This is a genomic window from Myroides sp. LoEW2-1 (assembly GCF_009767705.1).
Taxonomy (GTDB): domain Bacteria; phylum Bacteroidota; class Bacteroidia; order Flavobacteriales; family Flavobacteriaceae; genus Flavobacterium; species Flavobacterium album_A.
In genome coordinates, this window is the sequence record NZ_WSPP01000401.1 from 1 (window position 1) to 4306 (window position 4306).

Below are 4306 nucleotides of genomic sequence, written 5' to 3' on the forward strand. Positions count from 1 at the left end.
ATTGAAGATAAGTTAAAAGAGGAAAACAAATAAGGTTTATAAAAAGTAAAAGGGATTGACAATTGTCAATCCCTTTTACTTTTTATAATAGAAAGATTATTTATTCTTTTCATTTCCAATGTGACGTATAGCGTCGCGAACCATTCTGAATAATTCTGAAGAATAGACGAAGTCAACTACGTCTTCATTGTCCGTTTGGATGATTTCCTTGTTGTTTCCAGACCAAGCAAGAACACCGTTTTTCAAGAATACAATATGTTCTCCAATCTCTAACACAGAGTTCATGTCATGTGTATTAATTACAGTAGTTATACCGTATTCATGTGTAATCTCTTGGATAAGGTTGTCGATGACAATTGCTGTTTTGGGATCTAATCCAGAGTTAGGCTCATCACAGAACAAGTATTTAGGGTTGTTTACTATTGCACGAGCAATGGCTACCCTTTTCTGCATACCTCCAGAGATCTCAGCAGGTTTTTTCTTGTTTGCATTGATTAAGTTCACTCGGTTAATTACCTCGTTTACACGTTGCATGATTTCAGCATCAGATTTGTCTGTAAACATTCTCAGTGGGAAGGCGATATTTTCTTCTACTGTCATAGAATCAAACAAAGCACTACCTTGGAATACCATGCCGATTTCTGTTCTTAGGTTTCTTTTTTCCGATCTGGATAACTCACTATATACTCTGCCATCGAAGGCAATAGATCCATTATCACTTTGGTGAATACCCAATAAGGTTTTTAACAATACTGTTTTACCTGAACCACTCTGACCGATAATTAAGTTGGTCTTACCTTTCTCAAAAGTGGTAGAAATGCCTTTAAGAACTTGAGTTCCTTCGAACGACTTTTCAATGTTTTTAACTTCGATCATGATTAGTTACTTAATAATAGAGAGGTTAATATATAGTTTGTTAAGATAATGGCTACACTCGTCCATACAAATGACGTTGTGCTGGCTTTACCCACTTCTAAAGCTCCACCTTTCATATAATATCCAAAGTAGGAAGGAATAGTAGCTAATAGGAATCCGAATATAAAGGTTTTGATAAAAGCGTAGGTGATGTGAAAAGGAATAAATGTGTCTTGTAATCCAATGATAAATTGTTCTGAAGTAACAAAATTACCCATTACTCCTCCAAACCATCCTCCAAGTATTCCTAAGAACATACTGATTCCAATCACAAAAGGATAAAGAAAAACCGCTACAAGTTTAGGGAATACTAAGTAGTTAAGAGAACTTACTCCCATTACTTCTAAGGCATCAATCTGTTCGGTTACACGCATAGTACCTATGCTCGACGTGATGAATGACCCCATTTTACCTGCCATAATAATAGAGATAAAAGTAGGTGCAAACTCTAAGACAACGGATTGTCTGGTAGCAAAACCAATTAAATATTTTGGAATTAATGGGTTTGTTAAGTTTAATGCAGTTTGTATTGCTACAACCCCTCCTACGAAGAAAGATAAGAAGCAGACAATACCAAGTGAGCCAATAATTAAATCGTCAATTTCTTTGAAGATTAGTTCCTTCATCACCTTCCATTTGGTCATCTTGCTGAAGATTTCTTTCAACATAATGAAGTACTGACCTATATTTTTTAATCCTGATTTTATCATACAAAAATTAATATCCGGCTAAATTACCAATTACAAATGAGTTTTTAAGTGTGAATTGCTAAAAAATGCCTACCTCAGTTTTGCCTTTATCTTGTTCCAACGGTATTTGCGAATAAAGATTCCTTGTTCTTCCGTAACTAAATAGGGCATTTTAGCTTTTTTAGCTTTCCTAAAACCTGAGAGATAGTCTATGAACAAGAGCGTCTTTTTCTTTTTAAAAGCAAGTTTAAGCGAAGCGATGAGTGTAATGACGAACCCGTAATGAAGTCTGTAAAAAGCCTCTCCTTGTTTGTATCTTGATGCTTTGTTGTACATTGCTCCTGTGGGTTTTAAATGCTTCACTTTCAAAGTCTCATCGGTTTTTATTTTCCAATTGTAGAAATGACATAATAGCTCATCTACTGTATCCCAACCCATAGCGGGCTTTAGCCCTCCAATTTGCTGAAAGCACGAGACTCTATAAGATTTAAAGGCTCCTCTAATATGGTCTTTGTCAGTTAGATTTTCTAATATCCAACTCCCGTCTTTCTCGATATAAGCGAAACCTCCAACCATGCCGATTGTAAGATCTTGTTTAAAGTGGTTACTTACTTTTTCAAAGTAATTTGAGGGCAAGATTAGATCTGCATCTAACTTGACGATAAATTCAAATTCCTCAAGGTTTTCTATTGTATCTAAGCCATAGTTGAAAGCTTGGATTACTTTGCTACCAGGCAAGTGAATATTTTCAGAATCTTTATTGACAAGTGTTATCCAATGATAGGTCTTAGCAAAAGAGTTAACTATTTCAGCTGTATGATCAGTGGAATTGTCATTAACGACAATAAGCCTGTGAGGTAATAAGCTTTGCAAAACAATGCTATCAAGGGTTTTGGCGATGTAATCTGCCTCATTGTAAGCAGGCATTACAACTATGTATTTTGTCATTTTATGTAGGTTTAGACACGATGAGATTCAACTCATAAAATAGGGTGGTCAGATTACAAATGTAAAAAAAATGTAGTTAAACGTTGAATAGCAAGTATATTTGTAAGTAAGAAAGTCTATTTAAATAGTAATGAAAGCTAATATCTCTACAAAACAAGCACTGTTGTTTACTGTTATCAATTATATTGGAGTAGTAATAGGTGTAGTATCAACTATATTGATTTATCCGCAAGATAAAGAGATGTTAGGTGTTATACGATTTGTAGATGCCTGTGCTCAGATAATGTATCCCATTATCGTTTTGGGTAGTACACATGCATTGATTAATTACTATCCAAAGTTAAATGAGCGATTGCAAAGCAAGCTATTTAGTTTCTCTTTGTTGTCTTTGTTTAAACTCGCACTTTGTCTGGGAATTGTACTCTTTATTGGTATGTTCTTTTATCAAGGAGAAGATATGAAATTTATTTTGTATGCTTATCCCTTAGCTTTTTCGATGGCTTATATAGAGCTTTTTCGCAGGCAAGCAACAAATCTCCAGAAGATCTCTTTTCCCACTTTCTTTGAAAAGATAATCCCTAAAATAACGCTGCCTACCGTATTCTTATTAGTAATTTATTTGCAATACAGTATCTCTAAGGCACTTGTATTGTATATATTATCTTATTTCTTAATAGCCTTAGTGATTGGTTGGTATATCTATCGATATTTTAAATTTAAGTGGCATTGGTCTTATAGTGATCTATTTACAGATATTAGTAAAAGGGAGTATTATCAATATAGTTTATTTGCATTTGCAGGAAGCTTTGGCTCTTTCTTTGCGTTTAGAGTTGATTCGTTGATGATTCCCTATTTTATATCCTATGAAGCAAATGGAACCTATAATATTGGTGTTGCTTTAGCTTCCACACTGGCGATACCAGCCACAGGAGTTTTTGCGTTGTATGCGCCAGTCATATCAGAGTTGTTAAATAAAGGCGATTTGCGCACCTTGAATTACAAGTATAAAGAGGTCGCAAGGAGTATGTTTTTTATAGGTATGTTTTTATTTAGTTGCACAGTAGTGGGAATTGCGGATTTGTTTCAACTCATGCCGACTTATGATAAGTTAGCTCCTTCACTTCCTATTATTTATTTGTTAGGTATAAATGTAGTTATAAACATGTCCACAGGATTTAATACGGAGATTATTTCCTATTCCAAGTATTATAGGTTTAATTTAGTTTCTATCTTATGCTTGATGGTATTGAATGTGCTACTGAATATTTATTTTTTAACGCAAACCACTTACGGCATTTTAGGTGTAGGAATTGCTTCGATGCTCTCATTAACTTTGTTTAATGTCGGTAAAACTTACTATATCTATAAGAAGATGAGGTTGTGGCCTTTTGACAGCATGTTTATGAAGTTATTCTTTGTGATGATTGGGATCTGTTTACTTGTTTTCTATTTGCCCTCTGTTGGTAGTCATATCGGGGATTTGCTTGTCAAAGTATTCCTTGTTCTATGTTTGAACTTGTATGTCCTATTTAAAACACAATGGGCTGAAGGGTTAAGAAGTCAAGTGGTTAAAATATTAGTTAGAATATTTAATTTAAAAATGTAATGACATAAAAAAAGCGATAACTCATTGTTTATCGCTTTTTTTATAATTTATCATTAGCGTCCGATAAAAATTAAAATCACTTCTTTTTTATTTTTATCTAATTGGTTTTCATTTCATTGTGCTTTTTATTTTTTCGTTTCTCAAAACT

The 4306-nt window shown here is 33.8% G+C and carries 4 protein-coding genes; 1 reads left to right on the plus strand and 3 read right to left on the minus strand.

The window, feature by feature from the left end:
* Positions 1-96: 96 nt before the first annotated feature.
* The 3 genes from GOQ24_RS16400 to GOQ24_RS16410 all read right to left on the minus strand — a co-directional run bounded on the left by GOQ24_RS16400 (position 97) and on the right by GOQ24_RS16410 (position 2531).
* A complete protein-coding gene (locus GOQ24_RS16400; protein WP_155091323.1) occupies positions 97-876 on the minus strand; it encodes an ABC transporter ATP-binding protein in 780 nt (259 codons plus the stop codon).
* A gap of 2 nt (positions 877-878) precedes the next feature.
* Positions 879-1625 carry an MlaE family ABC transporter permease gene (locus GOQ24_RS16405; protein ID WP_155091324.1) on the minus strand — a complete coding sequence of 249 codons (747 nt, stop codon included), beginning with the start codon at positions 1623-1625 and terminating at the stop codon, positions 879-881.
* A gap of 69 nt (positions 1626-1694) precedes the next feature.
* On the minus strand, positions 1695-2531 hold the full coding sequence (locus tag GOQ24_RS16410) for a glycosyltransferase (RefSeq protein WP_155091419.1): 837 nt from the start codon (positions 2529-2531) through the stop codon (positions 1695-1697).
* A gap of 151 nt (positions 2532-2682) precedes the next feature.
* On the opposite strand from GOQ24_RS16410, the gene GOQ24_RS16415 reads away from it, so the two are divergent.
* Entirely contained in the window at positions 2683-4158 is a 1476-nt protein-coding gene (locus GOQ24_RS16415; RefSeq protein ID WP_155091325.1) for a lipopolysaccharide biosynthesis protein, read from the plus strand.
* Positions 4159-4306 lie beyond the last annotated feature (148 nt).

What these genes read in the sequence shown, in the direction of transcription:
- GOQ24_RS16415 (WP_155091325.1), top strand. Translation starts at nt 2,683, where the DNA reads ATGAAAGCTAATATCTCTACAAAACAAGCACTGTTGTTTACTGTTATC.
- GOQ24_RS16410 (WP_155091419.1), bottom strand. Translation starts at nt 2,531, where the DNA reads ATGCCTGCTTACAATGAGGCAGATTACATCGCCAAAACCCTTGATAGC.
- GOQ24_RS16405 (WP_155091324.1), bottom strand. Translation starts at nt 1,625, where the DNA reads ATGATAAAATCAGGATTAAAAAATATAGGTCAGTACTTCATTATGTTG.
- GOQ24_RS16400 (WP_155091323.1), bottom strand. Translation starts at nt 876, where the DNA reads ATGATCGAAGTTAAAAACATTGAAAAGTCGTTCGAAGGAACTCAAGTT.